This is a genomic window from Bartonella doshiae NCTC 12862 = ATCC 700133 (assembly GCF_000278155.1).
Classification (GTDB): Bacteria; Pseudomonadota; Alphaproteobacteria; order Rhizobiales; family Rhizobiaceae; genus Bartonella; species Bartonella doshiae.
This window is the reverse complement of record NZ_JH725095.1, coordinates 63,625-84,426: the sequence shown is the minus strand read 5'-3', so window position 1 is coordinate 84,426 and position 20,802 is coordinate 63,625. Positions and strand designations below refer to the sequence as shown.

Genomic DNA, 20,802 nt, shown 5'->3' with positions numbered 1-20,802 from the left:
AAGGAGTTTATTGTATGGATGAGAGTAAAGATCTAGAAAATATCATAGTTTTTGAAACGACGAAAGGGAGAGTCGTTATTGAGCTTTTTGCTGATTTAGCCCCTGGTCACGTTGCACGTGTTAAGGAGCTCGTGCGTGAAGGTGCTTATGATAATGTTGTGTTTCATCGTGTTATTGAAGGATTTATGGCACAAACTGGTGATGTAAAATTTGGGAAAAAGGATGGTGAAAAATTTGATTTATCGTGTGCTGGTATGGGTGGTTCAGATAAACCTGATTTGACAGCAGAGTTTTCAAATCTTTCTCATAAGCGCGGTACAGTTTCTATGGCACGTAGCCAGAATCCAAATTCTGCTAATTCGCAGTTTTTTATCTGCTTTGCGGATGCTCCTTGGCTTGATCGCCAATATTCGGTGTGGGGTCAAGTTGTTGAGGGTATGGAAAATGTCGATAAAATTAAGCGTGGTGAACCTGTTATAGATCCCGATATAATTCTCAAAGCTACAGTTGCGGCAGATACGAAATAGTATAAATTCTATTTAGTTTTTATTGTAAGATTGTTCAATAGAAATACTTGCGTCTGATCTTGTTATGAGTACAACATAAATTCATTGTCACTACTTTGATAGGGAGAGGTTGATTTTTTCTGTTCATTTTTTGCATTAAACTTTGTCGTTTTTAGATGTAATAAGTTTATGGGCGTTATTTCTCATTGTTGCAATATTATATGCTAAGAAGACATTATGCTTAAGCTTAGTTTTATTCAGCTTTTCTTTCGAAAATTGCTCATTTGTTGATCGATTGCGATTGACCAGTTTATCAGAATTAAGTGTTTTAAGAGAATTGTGCTTATTAATTCTTTTTTATTTCAGAAGAGTTTTTTGAGGAGCTCGGATTGTTACTTTTATTGTTGTGATCATTTGATAATAAAATTTCATTTATCTCTTTTCACTTTTATGCTGTTTACAGCATTTAGCGAATCGAAAATCAATTTGTAAAGCTTATGATGACGTTATGAAGAAAAGTTTATCTTTTCTTTTTATGGTAGTTATGAGTTTATGTAATCAAAAAGATAAAAGTGATGATAAAAACATTTCATTATAAAAAAATTGCTCAAGATAAATATGCTCGTCGGGGTGAAATTATAACGGGACGTGGGTCTATTCGTACACCCGCGTTTATGCCAGTTGGAACGGCAGGAACAGTTAAGGCCATGTATATGGATCAGCTACGTGATCTTGGGGCTGATATCATTTTGGGAAATACTTACCATTTAATGTTGCGTCCAGGAGCAGAGCGTGTTGCGCGTTTAGGAGGCTTACATGAATTTATACGTTGGTCTCGACCTATTTTAACTGATTCTGGTGGATTTCAAGTTATGTCACTTGCAGGAATCCGTAAAATTACAGAAAAAGGTGTAATTTTCCGCTCTTATATTAATGGAGCGTATTATGACATGAGTCCTGAGCGTTCTATCGAAATTCAAGGACTTCTTAATTCTGATATCCAGATGCAATTGGATCAATGCATTGCACTACCTGCAAGCGAAAAAGAAACAGAAGCTGCTATGGAACTTTCATTACGGTGGGCAGAGCGTTGTAAAAAAGCTTTTGGTGATCAGCCAGAGAAAGCTCTGTTTGGTATTGTTCAAGGCGGTGATAACATGAAACTGCGTGAGCGTTCTGCTCAGGCATTAAAAGAAATGGATTTAAAAGGTTATGCTATTGGAGGGCTTGCTGTTGGTGAACCGCAGAGTGTTATGACAGCCGTACTGGATGCGACTTGTCCGATTTTGCCAGAGGATAAACCACGATATCTTATGGGGGTTGGGACGCCTGATGATATTTTAAAAAGCGTTGCACGTGGGATCGATATGTTTGATTGTGTTATGCCAACACGTGCAGGACGCCATGGTTTAGCTTTTACACGTTTTGGTAAGATTAATTTGCGTAATGCGCGCTATGCGGAAGATCCTTATCCCCTTGATCCACAATCGCTTTGTCCAGCCGCAAGTGATTATAGTTGTGCTTATTTGCATCATTTGATTAAATCTAGAGAATCTCTTGGTGGAATGTTGTTGACTTGGAATAACCTCTTTTATTATCAACAACTTATGCAGGGGATTCGTGATTCTATTGAAGCAGGGTGCTATTCTGATTTTTGTTCTGAGACTTGTGCTTTGTGGATGCAAGGGCGATAATAACTGGCAATAAAGCCATATACAAGAGTGTTTGTGGAACACTGAGGGTAATGGAATGCTATACGTTTCTTTGTGTGTGTGTGGTTATTTATTCTTGCTATAAAAAATTTCGCAAAAGGCATAAAACTGCACGAACTTTCAATGTGAATGCGCAGTTTTATCAGTATATATTTCTCTTGCAATTATGATACTATACAAGAAACAGTAACTCCGGTACGCGCTACCTGATCCGGAGGAAAACAGTTTTTTCTGTTTCTAATGACTGTTTAAATCAACAATGTTAATGAGGAGTTATTGAACCCTTAAGGAAGTATGAAAATTGCATTTTTAAAGATATTTTTATTTTTTTCTTAGTGATGAAATTTTAGAAAAAGGTATTGACACAGTTTATGCATGTATAAAAAAATGGACGGTTCATTGAAGGTTTTGCAGAATTTTATGTCGTGATCAAAAATGTTTCGTCATATAATTGATATGAAAATATTCTGCTTTAGAGTTTGGTTTAGAAAATACAAAGCGGTTAATAGTAAAAAGTGTCGGAATTGTTTTTTGGGTAGGAATATTAGTAACTAATGGGCTATGGGGTGTTATTATTGCAAGGGCAGTTTGAGACAATAAATTCCTGTTATGTCTATGCTACAAGAACGATTATAGATCAGTTCTCTTTGTTATGAGAGACTTTCCTAAGGCTTTATTGGTGTCTATGAGGTATAGACGGTAAAAAACATTTTCTGTCTATTTGTTCTCTATAGGTGTCCAAGATAAAAATGTTGCTGTACAGAAATGGTGATAATGAAGAATTCTCGTGAAAAATATGCTTTTTCATCTTTTGAGACTGATTCGAGAACACGGCGTTTGGCAATTTTAGCTCTTGCAGTGGGAAGTTTTGCTATTGGTACTGCGGAATTTGTTGCGATGGGACTACAGCCAGAGATGGCTCAGAGCTCATATGTTGATATTCCTACAGCTGGTCAATATGTTTCCGCTTATGCATTTGGCGTTGTAGTTGGGGCACCTCTTTTAGCTGTTGCCACAGCTCGGTTGCCACGCAAGATTGTTTTGATAGGTTTGATGTTTTTTTATGCATTAGCAAATATTGCGAGTGCTTTCTTTTCTGATTTTAGCATATTAGTGGCACTGCGGTTCATCAGTGGGCTTCCACATGGTATTTATTTTGGGCTTGCAACTATGGTTGCATCTTCGATGGTAAAAATGAAAGAACGTTCTAAAGCTGTTGGATATGTTATGCTTGGTTTGACAATTGCGACAGTTTTTGGAGCACCGAGTGCTACTTGGATTGGTCAGCTTATTGGTTGGCAGGTTGCTTTTATTTTTGTGGGTGCGATTGCTTTATTATGTTGTGCGCTTATTGGGGTATTTTTGCCTTCTTTTTGTGATGTTTCCAAAACAAGTCCTTTACGCGAACTGAGTTCGTTAAAGCAAAAGCAGGTATGGTTTCTTTTAGTAATGGTTTCGGTTGGGGCATCAGGCTTATTTTCTGTTTTCACTTATATTAAGTCGACATTAATGTATATTTCTCATGTTTCTCTTAATTGGGTACCGTTTATTATGCCGTTAGTTGGATTAGGGATGGTTGTAGGCAATCTTTTGGGACCTAAATTGGCTGTTAAAATTGGTGTTTCACCGATGATATTCTTTGCTCTGTTGTGGAGTGCATTCGTTTTTTTTCTTTTTTTCTTTTTATCCTATACTCCATTTACTGCAGCGTTGGGATGTTTTCTTGTGGGATCTTCTTTTGCAGCTATGCCCCCTATACAAACAAAAATTATGGATGTTTCTATACATGGACAAATTTTAGCAGGAGCACTTATGCAATCGGCTTTTAATATTGCTAACGCTCTTGGAGCGGAATCTGGAGCGTGGGTTTTAAGGTTGGGTTATAGTTATGAATATACTGCTATTCTTGGGGGGATCTTAACTTTATGTGGATTATTGATTTTTTGTTTTTCATGGTATGTGGAAAAGCGAGATCAATAATCAATATATGTCACAGTTATGAATGTTTTTTCGGGGGAAAAGACATTTGCTCATTTTTTAATTTGTCCTGTCGGATTTTTCAATATGCTGTAAGAAACGCGGAGGGCAAATGGAATACCAAGACAAAATAAAAGACTGATGAGGACGACAAGAAGCGCTTTTGCTGCTAAAATCATCCCTGTTATTCCTCCAGGATTCAAAATTCCAGCAAGATTGGTGATTATCCCTGCTAACGTTGCACTTAAAGCAGCTGAAAATAACTGTACAGATGTTAGAGATTCGCTAGCACGCAGAGCATCTTTATCGTTTGCACATTGTAAGATTCGCGTTAATAGATGTGGCCACGCTGTGCCAGCACTAATCCCAATTGCGAATAATGCTAAGCAAATAATAAAAATATATAAAGGTGTAGAAACTTCTACTGGAACAAACCATAAAAGAATTGTTATGCCTAAAAGGCTGAATATGGGAGAATATATAATGATTCTATGAATTTTTTTCGCAGATACACCAACACTGTATAGAGAACCACACGTCCAACCAAAGCTCATGAGTGCTGCTATATAACCGGCAATAAGCGGATTTTGCCCGTGAAGCTCTTGAAGGAAAAGGGGGAAATAAAGCTCTATACTGTACACAACTGTCGTCATAATGAGTATTAATGTGTAAACAGAAAAAAGTTCAGAAGAAAAAGAAAAGGATTTCTGGGGCAGCATGGGATAAACGGTAGATGATTCGATCTTTGCTAGAACAAAGAGAAGGCTGAATCCGATCATTAATCCGCAGATTTGCATAATTGTTGTATCCATAGCTCCCCCAGCAGAAATGATGAAAATCAATAAGACGAGTATGAGAAGTTGTAGGAGGGGGAGAGGAGTTGCTGGAACAGAGTTTTCATTTTCTTTTGGCAAAACTTTAAGAGCTATGAGTGAGAAGATTATTGCCAATGTGCCGATTATCCAAAAGGATACTCTCCATACACCATATTGTATAGAAATGCCGCCAATAGCTGGTCCTAACAAGGTTGATATTCCCCACATACCAGAGATAATACTTAGTGCATGGGACCATAAAGATGGATTAAAAACAATACGTACCATGGAATAGGATAAGGACAGCAAGGAACCACTTCCGAATCCTTGAATAAAGCGTCCGAACAAAAATAATGGCATAGTTGAAGACACGCTGCATATAAAAGTGCCAACAGTAAAAATAATCCCAGAGATAACATAGGCTTTGCGAGGACCTATTTTTCCTAGTGTCTTTGTTGCAAGCGAAGTACCAAGCAGTGAAGCTGTAATAAAAACAGTCGCTACCCAAGAATAATACGATTCACCGCCGAGATCATTAATCAGAGAGGGTAAAATAGTAATAACAATATAAACGTTGGTTGCATGTAAAATAACACCGCCTGTAAACGTCAGAAAGCAAATACCATTTTTACCCCATAAAAATGTAGACCAGCTTTGTTTTTCCACTGTTTTTTCTATTTAATAATAATCGCCTTTTCTCACTTTATACGGCAGTTATTTGAATTTGCCAAGTAAAGATTCAAAGCTCTGCTTTCACAGAGCTTTAAATCTAATTAAATATAACTTTCTTTATCACTAATTTTCTCATTGCTTATAGCTTTTTTGAAATTTTCATCAATTTTATCGAGAAAACCTGTTGTAGAAAGCCATTTTTGTTTAGGTCCAATCAAAAGTGCGAGATCTTTGGTCATAAAACCTTCTTCAACAGTTTTAATACAAACTTTTTCCAATGTTGTGGCAAAGTTTTTTAATTTCTCATTGTTATCAAGTTTTGCGCGGTGTGCTAATCCCCGTGTCCATGCAAAGATAGAAGCAATAGAATTTGTTGATGTCTCTTCACCTCTTTGATGCTGACGATAATGTCGTGTTACTGTACCATGTGCGGCTTCTGCTTCGACAATTTTACCGTCTGGTGTCATGAGAACAGAAGTCATAAGACCAAGGGAACCGAAGCCCTGAGCAACGATATCTGATTGAACATCACCATCATAGTTTTTACATGCCCACACGTAGCCACCTGACCATTTCAGTGCAGAAGCAACCATGTCATCAATCAGACGATGCTCGTAATATAATTTACAATTTTCGAATTCAGCTTTAAATTCTGCGTCAAATATTTCTTGAAAGATGTCTTTAAAACGCCCATCATAAGCCTTTAGAATGGTATTTTTTGTTGAAAGATAGACTGGAACATTCCGTTGTAGTCCATAATTAAAAGATGCGCGAGCAAAATCACGAATTGATTCATCGAGATTATACATAGCCATGGCAACCCCTGCACTTGGGGCATCAAAAACTTCATGTTCGATAACTTGATTGTCATCGCCAATAAATTTGATACTTAGTTTGCCTTTGCTAGGGAATTTGAAATCAGTTGCTTTATACTGATCACCAAAAGCGTGGCGTCCGATAATAATTGGTTTTGTCCAGTTAGAAACCAAGCGTGGTACATTTTTGCAAATAATAGGTTCACGGAAAATAACTCCTCCTAAGATATTGCGGATTGTGCCATTGGGTGATTTCCACATTTTTTTGAGATTAAATTCTTTGACACGTGATTCATCAGGTGTGATAGTTGCACATTTTATGCCGACCCCATATTTTTTGATAGCATTAGCAGAGTCGATCGTTACTTGATCGTTGGTTGCATCTCGATTCCCGACGGAAAGATCGTAATATTTGAGATCGATATCGAGATAGGGATAGATCAGCTTGTCTTTGATATATTTCCAAATGATACGGGTCATTTCATCCCCATCGAGTTCAACAACAGGTTTTTCCACTTTGATCTTTGCCATTAGAAATCCTTTTTCATTTAAGTAATATTATTCTATAGCACTTTCAGTTTTGTAATTAAAAGTAAAAACAAGGAATGGTAGAGGAGCCCTCAAACGTAATTCTGTTAGAATATCTATTCCATAGAATATAAAATTTTGTTGAAGAACGCATATCTTGAAAAGAAAATAATATCTTTTACGTAATGTTTTGTTAATGCATGATCATTTTTAATATAAAGAAATTTATTTAACGGGAGGACAAGTAGATACTTATCCATAATACGAATTTATTTATTTTTATTAAAAAACTTAAATATTTGATAAATTTATTATTTTCATTACAGTTATATGAGGTAAATACATTGTTTATAAGATTGCGAAGAGAGTGTCATTTGGGTCCTTGGATTATGGACTGCTAATCGAGATCAAAATTCTATGTGATTAAAAGAATTATAATTTTGAAGTTGCTTGCTAAGATACTCTCTTTAGAATTCGCTTTTTCAGTATAAACTAGTAGCTTTTGCCTTTATGAAAAATAGCTCCCTATGCAGTATTTTATTTTGGCCTTATTTAAAAATCCTATTCTCTCACTTAAAAACATATGGAAAATCAATAGGTTATTTGTGATAAAAACAACATGGTACGCCCAAGGGGAATCGAACCCCTGTTTCCGCCGTGAAAGGGCGGCGTCCTAACCGCTAGACGATGGGCGCATACCAATGATGAGGCTTATAGAGAGGATCTTTTTACTTCGCAAGCCCCCTTTGTCATTTTTTTGAAAAAAACGTATCTTATTAAAATCATCTTTGAATATGCCTACATTATTTTCACCAGATTATTTTATTTTTTAAAGTTTTTCGTGAAAAATATAATAATAACGGTTGATAGGGAATTTTTTTATGGAAGCTTCATAATCGAATGATATTTTTTCAGTTCGTCTAATAAATGAAAATGATAAATTAGCAGTTTTGGAAAGCGGGGTATTCTTTGTGTTATTTTCTGTTTGCTGTGAAATGTATACGTAGCTAAGATGGTAGGATAGACTTTCCTTTTTGCAGGAATAGGTTATCGTTTCTGATGTCTATAAAATTCTTTTGAGCTTATAAAATGTATTTTCATATAGTTATAGTTACTCAAATCTATAAAAAATAATTCTTCTTTATGTTGCTATCGCTGGCAAGATGTATAAAAAGATGCCGTATTTATAATTGAAAGTTTATCATGTATTTATGGGACAATTTCAATATTTGAATTAATAGTTTTATAGGGGTTCTTATGCTTTAAAATATGCATATTTGCGTTCTTAAATTTTTATTAAATGCGTAGATGTTGCTATTGCACTAGGAGAGAAATTGGGATGCATAGAAGAATGGCTGTTGGTTATCAGCATCATTTACGTAGTGTTACGCATAATTTAAATATTTTTTAGTAAAGTTAAGGGGAAGCAGTTAGATAATGATAGAATCTTTGAAAGTTGGCATTGCTGGTCTTGGCACTGTTGGTGCTTCAGTTGTTCGGATTTTACGCGAAAAAGCTGATAGTTTGGCGTGTCAATGCGGGCGCTCAATCGAAATTGTTGCTGTTAGTGCACGTGATAAGGGCCGTGATCGTGGAATTGATTTAAGCAGTGTAAAATGGTTCGATTCACCTGTGGAAATGGCTGCTTCTAATGAAATTAATGTTTTTGTTGAGTTAATTGGTGGTGAAATTGATGTTGTGCGTGCTGCTGTTCAGAAAGCGATTGAATCGGGACATCATGTTGTTACTGCTAATAAAGCGCTTCTTGCTCGACATGGGGTGGAGTTTGCTATTAATGCAGAAAAAAAAGGCATTTTTTTTAATTTTGAGGCTGCCGTTGCAGGAGGAATTCCTGTTGTTAAAGCAATGAGAGAATCACTTTCCGCTAATCATGTGTCGCGGATTTATGGCATTCTTAATGGAACCTGTAACTACATTTTAACACGGATGTTTACTGAAGGGCTTTCATTTGAAGATTGTTTGGCTGATGCGCAAAGGCTTGGTTATGCTGAAGCTGATCCGACTTTTGATATTGGTGGCAATGATACTGCACATAAATTAGCTTTATTGACAAGTTTGGCATTTGGTACTGAGATCTCTTTAGATGATGTATATGTTGAGGGGATTAGCAATATTTCGCAAATTGATATCCGTGCAGCTGATGAATTGGGATATCGGATTAAGCTTTTAGGGGTTGCATTAAAAACCGATACTGGAATAGCACAACGTGTTCATCCAACAATGGTGCCAACCTCATCGATGATTGCGCAGATTCATGGTGTGACAAATGCCCTTTCTATTCAAAGCGACTTATTAGGTGAATTGGTGCTTTCTGGTCTTGGGGCTGGAGGAGAAGCAACTGCATCAGCGGTGGTTGCTGATTTAGCTGATATAGCAAAAGCGCGTATTGGTTTTCTATATGCACCTGTTTTAGGACGTCCAGCATTAGAGCTTACTCCTCATAAAAAAGCGCAGATCTCTCATCATGCAGGTGATTATTTTATTCGTTTGAGTGTTCATGATCGTGCTGGTGTTTTTGCAACGGTTGCAAGGCATATGGCTGATAACTATATCTCATTAGAATCGATCGTTCAAAGGCCTTTTGTAGAAGGTCAGGCTGTAAAAACAAAAACAATCATTTTAATAACGCATGAAACAACGGAAGTGAATATACGACAAGCGCTGGCAGCAATTGAAAAAGATGGTTATCTTATCGCAAAGCCTCAGTTCATTCGTATCGAATCTATGGCATAGAGTTGATCATTTATTTTATAACAACAAATGGAAATCTGAATATTTTTTCTCTTGTGGAAAGCTCTTGTCTTTGCAAAAAGCTTTATTCGTAATACTTGATAATGAGTGTTAATGTTTTTTCTAGTACTCATGCAGTAGGATTTTTTATATGCCCACAACTCAAAAAATTTTAAATGGACTTGATCGTATTCTAACGCTCGAATTGGTACGTGTAACGGAACGTGCTGCTGTTGCAGCTGCGGGCTGGCGCGGACGTGGTGATGAAAAGGCTGCTGATCAAGCTGCTGTAGATGCAATGCGTAAGGAACTTAATCGTTTGCCTATTGATGGTACAGTGGTAATTGGTGAAGGTGAGCGTGATGAAGCTCCTATGCTTTATATCGGAGAGAAAGTTGGTCTCCAAAATGGGTTGGCAGTTGATATTGCACTTGACCCCCTTGAAGGAACTACAATTTGTGCAAAAAATCTTGCTAATTCCCTCGCAGTAGTTGCTATTGCAGAAAAGGGTAATTTACTTTACGCTCCTGATGTTTATATGGAAAAAATTGCTATCGGTCCTGGTTATCCAAAAGGGGTGGTTGATATAGATGCTCATCCTGCTGACAATATACATTCGCTTGCAAAGGCTAAGGGAGTTGCAGTTAATCAGATTACTGTTTGTATTATGGATCGGCCTCGTCACGCAAAGCTCATTGATGAAGTTCGTGCAACAGGAGCGTCAATTCGCTTAATTGGTGATGGTGATGTTGCTGCTGTTATTGATACAACTGATCCAGATGAAACGGGTATTGATATTTATATGGGCATTGGCGGAGCTCCAGAGGGTGTGTTAGCTTCTGCAGCATTGCGTTGTATTGGTGGGCAGATGCAAGGGCGTTTACAGCTTGATACGGAAGAAAAGATAGTACGTGCCGCTAAAATGGGGATCGATAATCCTGATAGAATTTATACAATGGAAGAAATGGCAAAGGGAGATGTTTTGTTTTCCGCAACAGGTGTTACTGATGGCAATATGCTTTCTGGTGTCAAATTCACCTCACGCTATATTCAGACTGAAACTCTTGTGATGCGTTCACACACTGGTACGGTTCGGAATATAAAAGCGCAGCATAGAGATTATTCAAAGTTTGACGAATAGTTTTTCTCTGTTATTTATTAATGAATAAGAATGTATTCTGCAAAAAACCATGAAGGCTCCCATAAAGCTTTCATGGTTTTTTTAGGAGATATATTTGAATATGCCTTTATTGTTATGAAAGTTGGACGGAATGCACCCAGTTGTTTTTATCTTCTATATTTCCTTTTTGAAGGCCGACTAGTTGTGTGCGAAGTTGTTCTGTAACTTTGCCGATTATTTCATTCCCAACAGTGAACTCCCCACTTTTATATTTAAAACGTCCGATTGATGTGATAACAGCAGCGGTACCACAAGCAAAAACTTCTTTTAGATAACCACTTTGTGCATCTTTTTTGAGTGACTCAAAAGAATAAGGACGTTCTTCTATCGTTAAACCCATTTTTTTTGCTAGCTTTAAAATTGAATCACGCGTAATACCTGGAAGAATAGTGCCACTAAGTGCAGGTGTTACAAGTGTATTATCTGCCATAATAAAGCAAACATTCATACCACCAAGTTCTTCAATCCATTTATGTTCAACCATATCAAGGAAGAGTACTTGGGTACAATTGTTTTCAGTTGCACTTTTTTGTGCGAGTAAGCTTGCTGCATAGTTACCGCCACATTTTGCAGCACCTGTTCCGCCTGGACCAGCACGGCTATAATCTGTTTCAAGCCATACGCTGACAGGTTTTTCTTCTCCTTTGAAGTACAATTCAACAGGAGATGCTATGATACAGAAAAGATATTCTTTAGAAGGACGAACTCCCAAAAAGTTTTCATTACCAAACATGAATGGACGTATGTAAAGGCTAGCATTGGGATTATCAGAAACCCATTTCTGATCAATTCTTACCAATTGGTGAACAGCATCTAAAAAAATGTCCTTTGGCAATTCAGGCATAGCAAGTCGTTGTGCTGATTCCATAAAACGCTGTGCATTAGAATCGGGGCGGAACAACAAAATACGCCCATCTTTTGCACGATATGCTTTTAGACCTTCAAAAATCTCTTGCGCATAATGCAGAACGGTACTTGCTGGATTAATCTCTAAAGATTTATATTGAGAGATGACAGCATTATGCCAACCTTTATCTTTAGTCCATTTAACGATCCCCATGTGATCTGTAAAAAATTGACCAAAACCAGGATTTTTAAGAATCTTTTCACGTTCCTCATCTGATAGAGGTGACGGATGTTTTTCTATTTTAAACGGAACTGAAGATATCGGAGACTGCATACGTAAAACCTTCTGGGGTAATGTTTTATTTCTATGTATTCTTGACTAAAGAAATAGTAAAGCATTTTCATTGTAGCATTATGATAAGCAAATTCTTCATGTCAATGTTTTATTATGAAACTCAAAGTAATGAGATCTAGAGGTATCTGTTTGACATTATTTGCGTATTTTTTTTCTAGGCTTTATCAGGGATTTTGGAACTTTTATCGATCTTTAGTGTTTTTTGAAATAAGTGCTTAAAATAATTTCATATACGCTTATCATTTAGATAACTAAATAAGGGAATTGAGAAAAGGAATTCACTATGATTGATAGAAAGTACCCAACATATGAGGAATATAGAGCCGCAAAAAAAATAGAACGTGAACAGCGTAATTTGATTGGTAAAGGTATCTTTGCTATTATTCTTGCGCTTCTTATTCTGTGGTTTATTTTTGGTTTTTTCGGATCTTTTTTTGAAAAATCCTCCAAACACATATCCCACTATAATGCTACAGAATCAAGCCAGACAATAACTCTTCCGAAGAGCGATTTAAATACGACATTTCCAGTGCCTAATAGCAATAAAGATACGACCTCATCACTCTATGAACAAATCCCTTCAGGTGAAAAGGCGCAAAAAAGCATAAGCCAAGAAGCACAGCCAACTCAAGCGCATGAACAAGAAAAATCTAATATGATTTTAATTCCTGAAGTTAATCAATAAATCAACCAGTTATTTAGCAAAACGAGTAGTGCAATAGTTGTAAAGCCATTGCACTACTTTTTAACGGGTAATAAAACAATTTCCACCGGAATTTTTTATGTCTTCACAAAGATTTATGGCTTCATTACGGTTTCGCGTTTGAACACGAACGCGATAATAGGTTCCTTTTCCTGGAATGAGAGCAGATTGAATATTTAAAGGATGCGTGCCGATAAGATATCCAAATTTAGATTTGGCTCTTTTTAGAGAATCTTTAGCCAATGCATGCGTTGGTTGGGATGCGAGTTGTACATAATAATTTTCCGAGTTTTGTATGGTTTCTCTGTTTGGCAAGGGGAGATTAGAAGCGATATGTGTTTGTGTTGCTGAATTAATTTTCGCATGCGAAGGAATAGGTATAAATGTATTTTTGTTTTTTTCCTTAGCACGAGATGGAAAAGTATTTTCTGCTATTATTTGATCAATATCAGATTTAAGATTGTGCTCTGTATCTTGGCTCTTTGTGTCAGAAAAGTGCGAAGAAGCCTGAGAAGTGTCTTGAGGTTGCTCTACAGAAGCTTGGTCAATTGTTTCTTCAGTTTTATCAGCAGGTTTTTTATCTGTGTAATGCGCTGGAGATAGTGTAATTGTACCATCTGGTTTTACAATAACAGTCTGTACTTCTCGCGCTGGAATAGTGTGATTGATGGCTTCTGTAACGGCGTCGTCAACATCAGATCCATCAAAAGAAGAAGATGAATTACTTGTGGATTCTTGTTGATTTAATGATATTAAATCTTCAGCTGCTTCAGAATTATCAATAAGAAATTGCTGCGTACTTTCTGGTTTTTCATTTTGTCCTGTTGTTTGTTTATAAACATCTAAATTATGCGCAATATCGCTTTCTGTTTTTGTGGATTCTTGCTTAATTTTAAAAGGCACATTATCAGCGTAGATGATGGGTATGTTTTCATTTGTTTGTGATGGTACAAAAAAATGAAAATAACCAACATAACCAAGCACTATTAAAGTCAGAAGGACAATGCTTCTGGTAGAGATTTTACTAATAATCAAACTTTTAAAGGCTGAGGTTAGTGATGTATGAGAAGGAACTTCATTAATATCTTTGTATGCCGAATTCTTGCTAAAAGAAGAATAATATTCTGTATTGTCTGTAGGGAAATCGTTGGTATTTTGCTTTTTTATATATGTATCTTCTCCTAAATTTTGTATCGTTTTATGAAAGATTTCATTGAAGGCTTCATTTTGTTGTTGCCTAGAAAAATCCTCTTCTGGAACATTTCCTACATTGAAGACATCAGCAAATTCTTTTTTCAGATCATCAGTAGGCACATCATATTCTGGTGCTTCATAGGGAACTTCTGGAACCATAATTGGTCCCGTTTTTTCTACGATTCCCTCTGCAAATTTATAAGTGTCAACATTTGGGGCTGGTGTGTCCCTATGCGCATAATTTTGCGCAAAAAAATTATCCGCTCGCATACTGCTTAAGTTTTCTGATGAGGGGTGTACTTTAGTTAATGGATTTTGGTTATATAAAACCTTTTTTTCATTGTTTTGATCAGAAATATTTCCAGCATTATTAACATTAATATATTGATCATGTGTATCATTATATTCTGGAATCTTTACGGCATCAAATTCTTGCTCTGAGAATTTATCTTCGTATAATTGGGGATAATTAGTCGTATAACCTTTTTGCGGAAAATCTTTTAAATCAGATTGTTTATTAGTTTGTGTTGAATCCAAAGAAGATGAAGGAGACGTGTTTGCATTGGTAGAGGAATTTGAAATAGTAGTATGATATTCTTGATCCGTTGGATATTCATATGGATTACTTGTGAAAGTATTATAGGAACTTTGGTTGTCATCATAATTTTGTTGTACATTTGAGTATTGGGAAGTCGTTTGAGAGAAGCGGTTGACTTGTTCACAGGATGTTGGTGTAATTGTACTGTTATTTCCTCTATTAGATTCCTCTGAAAAGGCATTTTGTGATTGTTCGCTCAAATCATCTTTTTTAAAAAACGGATCTGCATTGATTGGTGTTGTTTTCTTTTGAGATGATTGATTCTTTTGGATAGGTAATGGAGAAAGTGCATCCAAAATTTGCTCTTCGTCATGACAGATAGGCGAAGAATATATGTTCTCAGATAAAATTTTTTTTTGCTCTGAATGGTTAAAGTGAACGCTTTTTTCAACATCTACGAAAGTTGATTCATTGCTTGTTTTGTGCAAATCCTCTTGCTTCTCTTGCTTACCAAAAGGAAAATTACTGGTTAAATTATTCTCAAGTTCTGCTTCTAGAAAGGATAGATCAAAATCATCACCATGGAATGGAGTTGGAGGCGATTGGGATATTGATTGATCAGGCTGTAATGAAGATTGAGTGTTTTGTTTATCGCTTTTTTCATTTGAATTTAAGCCTTGCTCAAGTCTCTCTAAGGGATCATGGTATTCATGGCCCTGTTTTATTTCGCATGGATCTTTGCGATCGTTATCGCTCATAGTTTCTCTCATATAATGACCTGCATTTGCATGCAATAAATAATGGTTAATTTTGATTTATTATATTTTGAATATTCTTGAAATTATAAATTCTCTCCTCTTATCAAGAATACACGAAAAAGTTTATCAATAAAGCCCTCATTTTATGTATTTATAGAACTTTTTCAACGCATTTCTGCCGGAGCTTCTACTCCTATTATTTTAAGCCCTGATGATAGAATATGAATGACAGCTTGTATCAACCCAAGTCTAGCAAATGATAGTTCTTTATCAGCAGGTTGAATAAAGCGTAACTTAGGATTATCATTGCCCTTATTCCAATGGGCATGAAAATTCGAAGCAAGATCATAAAGATAAAAGGCTAATCGATGCGGTTCTTTATGAATTACAGCTTGCTCAATGATGCGTGGATATTCGGAAAGTTTGCGTATCAAGAATATTTCATTGTCGTCAGTTAATCGGTTAAGTTGTGTGATCATTGTATCATTGGAAAAATTTTCAATATCAAAAGTATCTTGCGCTTGACGAAAGATTGAGTGACAACGTGCACTTGCATATTGTACGTAAAAAATAGGATTATCTTTTGATTGCTCTGTTACTTTTGCAAAATCAAAATCGAGAGGAGCTTCACACTTACGATACAACATCATAAAACGTACTGGATCACGACCAACTTCTTCTACAACCTCGCGGAGAGTGATAAATGATCCTGCTCTTTTCGACATACGTACAGGTTGACCATTACGAAAAAGTTTTACCAATTGACACAAAAAAACACTCAATTTTGCTTTATCGCCAGAAACCGCTTTTGCCATCGCTTCTAGTCGCTTGACATAGCCAGCATGATCTGCACCTAGAATATAAATCATTTCATCAAAACAACGATTGAATTTGTCATGAAAATAAGCAACATCAGCAGCAAAATAAGTGTAAGAACCGTTAGATTTAACCAAAACACGATCTTGATCATCTCCAACATCAGTTGAACGAAACAAAGTTTGTTCGCTGGGTTCCCAGTCTTCAGTATCTTGACCTTTTGGAGGTGGAAGCTTTCCTTTGTAGATATAACCATTTAAAGTAAGATTATTAATTGTATTGCGAATGGCACGTGCATTGTCTGCATAAAGCATGCGTTCAGAAAAAAAGATATCATGATGAATATTAAGAGCAGCTAAATCCTTGCGAATCATCGACATCATTGCATTAATCGCACGCTCTTTCACGATAGATAAAGCCTCATCTTTATCCATGGTGAGTAATTGATCACCAAACTCTTCAGCAAGTGACTGCCCCAATGGTACTAGGTATTCACCAGGATAGAGCCCTTCTGGAATTTCATTAATTTTCTGCCCAAGGGCTTCACGATAGCGCAACAGCACAGAATGGGCGAGTACTTCGATTTGTTGACCAGCATCATTTATGTAATATTCTTTCGTAATGTCATAACCAACAAATTGCAGCAAATTGGAAAGGACATCTCCAACAACAGCACCGCGGCAATGTCCAACATGCATAGGACCTGTTGGGTTTGCTGATACATATTCAACATTGATTCGTTTCCCATGCCCCATGGGAATGCGGCCATAAGATATGCCTGCTTCAAGTATGGATTTTATTGTATCTTGCCAAAATGATTTTGTAAGTTTGATATTGATAAATCCAGGGCCGGCGACATCAATGGAGTCGATAGAAGAGTCATTTTTGAAAAGTTCTGCGATTTTCTCTGCAAGTGCACGTGGGTTAAGTCCTATAGACTTTGAAAGCACCATAGCGGCATTGGTGGATAAATGTCCATGTGAGGAATCGCGTGGGGGATCAACGGTAATTTTTGATAAATCTAAATCCTCGACATTTTTTCCTTTTATATCAGATGATTCGAGTGATTTTTTAATTTTTTTCTCGAAATTTTTAAAGACATTCATATTTAACTTCCATTATGTATTGCAAAAGCAATTAAACGAAATTATCTTTACGGTCAAATAAACGACGATATTCACGTAGGGCATAGTGATCGGTCATACCTGATAGAAAGTCAGCAATGAGACGTGCTAACTCTTGATTTGTTAAGTGAGTTGTTTTGATATGCCAGTTTTCAGGCATTACATTCGGATTGTTATAATAACAGTCGAATAGTTTTTGTACAATGCGTTTTGCTGCATTGCGGCGACTGAGGACTTGTTCGTGATAATAAAGATTTTTAAAAAGAAAATTTTTCAATTCTTTTTCTTGAGTGGTCATCATGGGTGAAAAGGTAACAATAGTTTGTTCTGCTTGGTGAATATCGCTTATGCTTGTCGGTTTGATGTGCATTAAATTTTCTCGTGATTGTTTGATAACATCTTTGACCATAATTGTTATCTGACGACGCACCAGTTCGTAACCACAGCGAGTTTGATCAAGTTGTGGATGTTCTTTTTTTATGTCTTTTAACAATGATTCAGTGAGAGAAACATTTTCGAATTGATCAATCGTTAAAAATTGCGAACGTAAACCATCATCAATATCATGTGCATTATAGGCAATATCATCTGCAATAGCAGCACATTGTGCTTCTAGTCCAGCAAAGCAATCAAGTTCAAGATCCTGCTTTGCATTGTACTGTAGAATATCGATAGGAATTTCTTTATTCTTTGCATATGGACCTAAAAGAGGGCCATTATGTTTCACAAGTCCTTCGAGTGTTTCCCAAGTAAGGTTAAGACCATCAAAATTTGCATAACGTTGTTCTAGTTTTGTGACAATGCGTAATGCCTGTGCATTGTGATCAAAACCACCATAATCTACCATTGCTTCATTAAGAGCATCCTCTCCCGCATGTCCGAAAGGTGTATGTCCAAAGTCGTGAGCAAGGGCAATCGCTTCGGCAAGATCTTCATCAAGATACAGTGCACGGGCTAATGTTCGTGCAATCTGAGAAACTTCTATTGAATGCGTAAGTCTTGTACGATAGTGATCACTTTCATCAGCAATGAATACTTGAGTTTTGTGTTTAAGGCGTCGAAATGCATTAGAATGGATAATACGGTCTCTGTCTCGTTGAAAAGGTGTTCGCATAGTATTCATAGTTTCATGGAATAATCTACCACGGCTTTTTTGCGGATTGGCACTATAGATTGCTCGAGATTGGTAGTTAGTATTGCTTATATCCATTGCAAGTTCTCCATTCTCATCCTAAATTAAGATTGGTTTTTATATTAATTTATAAATTTCTCTTTAGCTGGGGATACTCTTTCTTGATAGTTTAACGCAAGGATATATAAAATGGGTGTGAATATTTCAGATGCTGCTGCTAAGCGGATTGCACAGATACTTTTGGGTGAACCAGATAAAATAGGATTACGTATTTCTGTTGAAGGTGGCGGATGTTCTGGTTTTTCTTATAAATATAATTTGGTTTCTGAAAGTAGAGATGATGATTTTGTTTTTAAGAAAGATGGAGCAGTTGTTTTTATTGATACAGTCTCATATCCCTTTATGGAAGGAGCTGAGATTGACTTTGTTGATGATCTTGTAGGGCAGTCTTTTCAAATTTATAATCCCAATGCTGTTTCATCTTGCGGTTGCGGTGTAAGTTTTTCAATTTAGGATGGTGATTGTGTGATTTGCTTCTTGAAAAGATTATTACTTTGGTCAACAATGTGAGAATGGGCATTTTAACAAAAATATTGCGTCGATGTTTGTGGTTATGTTTGGTGCTGGTTTTATCAGTCTGGAATACGTGTGCATTTTCTCAAAAAATGGGAGAGTGGAATTATCATCAACAACAACCAACAAATTTTATTCTAAAATCTCAAGATCGTGAAAAAGAGAACTTAGTTTCTCGAACCCAACTCATATTGCGGGCTCGATTAACAAACAGCAATGAAGATATTGTGAAAGGACTCATATGGCGGGTGTATGCACCAATCTTGGGAGTTGATAATAAATTACCATTGATTGCAACTTATGAAGGTGGTAGTGCGCATTTTGATTTAGAACCAGGAGGTTATATTGTTCACGTCTCATTTGGTCATGCAAGTGCAATGCACCATATAAATTTAGAAAGTGGGCAGAGGCTTGTCAAAAATTTTAATCTTGATGCTGGTGGGATTATTTTAAATGGTACGTTGCTGAATGGTATGGTCAATGAAAAGGAATTGCGTTTCACTATATATGAAGATGAGAGAGAAAACGATGATACTGGTGTGATTTTGTCAAATGTTAAACCGCAGTCAATTGTTCGTTTGAAAACTGGTCACTATCATATTGCGTCCCATTATGGTTCCATTAATGCTATTGTTCGCTCGAATATTCAGGTAGATTCAGGGAAAATTACTGAAGTAACTCTTGAACATCAGGCGGCTCAAATCGTTCTAAAGTTGGTACGGCAAGAAGGAGGAGAAGCACTTGCAGATACAAGCTGGTCCATTACTAATGATTCTGGTGATATTATTTATGAAACAGTTGGTGCTTATGTTTCGCTTATTTTAGCGGAAGGTGAGTATATTGCGATTGCCAAAAATAAGGATCAAATTTATCAAAAAGTTTTTTCGGTTATCTCTGGTCATGACGAAGATATAAGTGTGGTGGCAAATGCACGAAATATGTTACAAATTGATGAAGGAATGAATTGATAGTTGTTTATAAGCAGAAGCGTTATTAAAAATGGATAAAGGGTTTTGATTTTAGAAATTTCAACAGTAAGTGTGTTTTTGGCCGGGGCATTATCATTTTTATCACCGTGTGTTTTGCCATTGGTTCCTCCTTATTTATGCTATATGGCGGGGATTGGTATTGATGATTTTTGTTTAGAAAAACATGATGGAAAACGGTTTATACGGTGGGCACTTTTATCTTCTGTTATTGCATTTGTGCTTGGTTTTACGACTGTTTTTGTTGCTTTAGGTGCTAGTGCAAGTACAATTGGCAAATTCATTGGCTATTATCGTGATTGGTTTGCATTTGCTGCTGGAATTATCATTATCATTTTTGGTCTAAATTTTTTAGGTTTTTTTAAAATAGCCTTTTTATTTCGTGAAGTTCGTTTTCGAACGCACAAAACAGCGACTGGACCGTTAGGGGCTTATGTTATTGGTTTAGCTTTTGCATTTGGTTGGACACCGTGTATAGGCCCAATTTTAGGTCCTATCATAACACTTGCTGGTACAAAAGAAACTGTGGGTGAGGGAGCTGTTCTTTTAGGGGTGTATGCGTTAGGTCTTGCAGTTCCTTTTATCTTGGCGGCTTTATTTTCAAGCAGTTTTATGAGATTTTTAAAAGTTTTTCGTATTCACCTAGGAAAAGTTGAAAAGATTATTGGTATTTTTCTGATTGTTACTGGTGTTTTGTTTTTAACAGGCTCTATGCAGGATCTTTCATTTTGGCTTTTGGAACATTATCCTTTGCTAAGTAATGTTGAAGTTATTCGTTGGCATGATATTATGATTTTTTTTGGGATTTCTCGTTAGTCTTA

The 20,802-nt window shown here is 36.4% G+C and carries 15 protein-coding genes and 1 tRNA gene; 9 read left to right on the top strand and 7 right to left on the bottom strand.

From position 1 onward, the window contains the following. Positions 1-14 precede the first annotated feature (14 nt). The 3 genes from MCS_RS03295 to MCS_RS03285 all read left to right on the top strand — a co-directional run bounded on the left by MCS_RS03295 (position 15) and on the right by MCS_RS03285 (position 4,198). Entirely contained in the window at positions 15-527 is a 513-nt protein-coding gene (locus MCS_RS03295) for a peptidylprolyl isomerase (RefSeq protein WP_004855653.1), read from the top strand. A gap of 554 nt (positions 528-1,081) precedes the next feature. Next, a complete protein-coding gene (gene tgt / locus MCS_RS03290) occupies positions 1,082-2,200 on the top strand; it encodes a tRNA guanosine(34) transglycosylase Tgt (RefSeq protein WP_004855650.1) in 1,119 nt (372 codons plus the stop codon). 783 nt (positions 2,201-2,983) lie between these two features. Next, on the top strand, positions 2,984-4,198 hold the full coding sequence (locus MCS_RS03285) for an MFS transporter (RefSeq protein ID WP_004855649.1): 1,215 nt from the start codon (positions 2,984-2,986) through the stop codon (positions 4,196-4,198). A 50-nt stretch (positions 4,199-4,248) separates the two neighbouring features. On the opposite strand, the gene MCS_RS03280 is transcribed toward MCS_RS03285, so the two are convergent. The 3 genes from MCS_RS03280 to MCS_RS03270 all read right to left on the bottom strand — a co-directional run bounded on the left by MCS_RS03280 (position 4,249) and on the right by MCS_RS03270 (position 7,720). After that, entirely contained in the window at positions 4,249-5,676 is a 1,428-nt protein-coding gene (locus MCS_RS03280; protein WP_004855647.1) for an MFS transporter, read from the bottom strand. Positions 5,677-5,783: 107 nt separating this feature from the next. After that, complete coding sequence (locus tag MCS_RS03275) at positions 5,784-7,028, bottom strand: NADP-dependent isocitrate dehydrogenase (protein ID WP_004855645.1); 1,245 nt, start codon at positions 7,026-7,028, stop codon at positions 5,784-5,786. A gap of 617 nt (positions 7,029-7,645) precedes the next feature. Continuing rightward, positions 7,646-7,720, bottom strand: a tRNA-Glu gene (locus tag MCS_RS03270). Between the two features lie 742 nt (positions 7,721-8,462). On the opposite strand from MCS_RS03270, the gene MCS_RS03260 reads away from it, so the two are divergent. Together MCS_RS03260 and glpX are read left to right on the top strand one after the other, a co-directional pair. Beyond that, on the top strand, positions 8,463-9,779 hold the full coding sequence (locus MCS_RS03260) for a homoserine dehydrogenase (protein ID WP_004855644.1): 1,317 nt from the start codon (positions 8,463-8,465) through the stop codon (positions 9,777-9,779). Between the two features lie 148 nt (positions 9,780-9,927). Continuing rightward, entirely contained in the window at positions 9,928-10,917 is a 990-nt protein-coding gene (gene glpX / locus MCS_RS03255) for a class II fructose-bisphosphatase (RefSeq protein WP_004855643.1), read from the top strand. 112 nt (positions 10,918-11,029) lie between these two features. Here the strand turns inward: glpX and MCS_RS03250 are convergent, their stop codons facing one another. After that, complete coding sequence (locus tag MCS_RS03250; protein ID WP_004855641.1) at positions 11,030-12,136, bottom strand: branched-chain amino acid aminotransferase; 1,107 nt, start codon at positions 12,134-12,136, stop codon at positions 11,030-11,032. Positions 12,137-12,440: 304 nt separating this feature from the next. On the opposite strand from MCS_RS03250, the gene MCS_RS03245 reads away from it, so the two are divergent. After that, a complete protein-coding gene (locus MCS_RS03245) occupies positions 12,441-12,842 on the top strand; it encodes a hypothetical protein (RefSeq protein WP_004855640.1) in 402 nt (133 codons plus the stop codon). Positions 12,843-12,902: 60 nt separating this feature from the next. Here MCS_RS03245 and MCS_RS03240 read toward each other — a convergent pair whose 3' ends face one another. The 3 genes from MCS_RS03240 to MCS_RS03230 all read right to left on the bottom strand — a co-directional run bounded on the left by MCS_RS03240 (position 12,903) and on the right by MCS_RS03230 (position 18,500). Next, positions 12,903-15,350, bottom strand: a complete 2,448-nt coding sequence (locus MCS_RS03240) for an SPOR domain-containing protein (RefSeq protein ID WP_024864216.1) — start codon at positions 15,348-15,350, stop codon at positions 12,903-12,905. A 164-nt stretch (positions 15,351-15,514) separates the two neighbouring features. Next, the gene (argS, locus tag MCS_RS03235) at positions 15,515-17,272 is read right to left on the bottom strand and encodes an arginine--tRNA ligase (protein WP_004855637.1); all 1,758 of its coding nucleotides are present in this window, start codon (positions 17,270-17,272) and stop codon (positions 15,515-15,517) included. A 31-nt stretch (positions 17,273-17,303) separates the two neighbouring features. Beyond that, positions 17,304-18,500 (bottom strand): deoxyguanosinetriphosphate triphosphohydrolase, encoded by a 1,197-nt coding sequence (locus tag MCS_RS03230; protein WP_004855636.1) that lies wholly within the window; start codon positions 18,498-18,500, stop codon positions 17,304-17,306. Between the two features lie 111 nt (positions 18,501-18,611). Between MCS_RS03230 and MCS_RS03225 the strand changes: the two genes are divergently transcribed. The 3 genes from MCS_RS03225 to MCS_RS03215 are packed head-to-tail and all read left to right on the top strand — an operon-like array spanning position 18,612 to position 20,797. Next, the gene (locus MCS_RS03225; protein ID WP_004855634.1) at positions 18,612-18,935 is read left to right on the top strand and encodes a HesB/IscA family protein; all 324 of its coding nucleotides are present in this window, start codon (positions 18,612-18,614) and stop codon (positions 18,933-18,935) included. 59 nt (positions 18,936-18,994) lie between these two features. Beyond that, entirely contained in the window at positions 18,995-19,963 is a 969-nt protein-coding gene (locus tag MCS_RS03220; protein WP_172462899.1) for a carboxypeptidase regulatory-like domain-containing protein, read from the top strand. Positions 19,964-20,008: 45 nt separating this feature from the next. After that, positions 20,009-20,797 (top strand): cytochrome c biogenesis CcdA family protein, encoded by a 789-nt coding sequence (locus MCS_RS03215; RefSeq protein WP_004855631.1) that lies wholly within the window; start codon positions 20,009-20,011, stop codon positions 20,795-20,797. Positions 20,798-20,802 lie beyond the last annotated feature (5 nt).